The 691-nt window shown below is 43.7% G+C and carries 1 protein-coding gene; it reads left to right on the top strand.

Annotated features, from left to right (window positions below):
- Positions 1-38: 38 nt before the first annotated feature.
- A partial coding sequence (araC, locus tag R7Q09_RS25835; RefSeq protein WP_318143904.1) for an arabinose operon transcriptional regulator AraC occupies positions 39-691 on the top strand: 653 nt, incomplete at its 3' end.

Here is a 691-nt window from a genome sequence, read left to right as displayed (position 1 = left end):
TCCAGAATAGACTGATGAAAAAGTAAATTAGTTGAAATATGCAAAACAACGACCCTTTAAAACCCGGCTACAACTTTGACGCACACCTTGTGGCTGGGCTTACCCCCATTATCGAAGGCGACGAGCTCGATTTTGTGATTGATCGTCCGAACGGGATGAAAGGGTTCATCATCAACATCACGAGCCAAGGTGAAGGAACGATATTTCATGGTAATGATGCTTTTGATGTCAAAACCGGGGATTTATTGCTATTTCCACCAAGCGCAACGCACTTCTACCATCGTAAAAAAGACAACGCATCATGGTTTCACCGCTGGGTCTATTTTCGTCCTCGTGCCTTTTGGAATGACTGGTTGTGTTGGCATGAACAACGAAATGGTGTGTATCTGACTCAAGGATTGGATAACAGCACGATTTCTCAGATTGAACGCCTATTCATCGACATTGAGTACATTTCCAAATCAGACATGCCTTATCGAGATGATCTCGCGATTAACTTACTGGAACAACTGCTGATTCGCTGTAAAACTATTCAACCTGATGTGGTGAGCAAACCGTTAGATCCTCGTGTTATTGAAGCGATGAACTACATGACGCAGAACCTGAATCAAAATTTCACACTAGAAGACATCGCTGATTTCACCTGCCTGTCCGCCTCACGCTTAGGGCATCTATTTCGAGATGAAGTAGG

It is taken from the genome of Vibrio sp. 2130-1 (assembly GCF_033339515.1).
The sequence above is the reverse complement of the archived record's forward strand: the minus strand, read 5'-3'. Positions and strand labels throughout refer to the sequence as shown.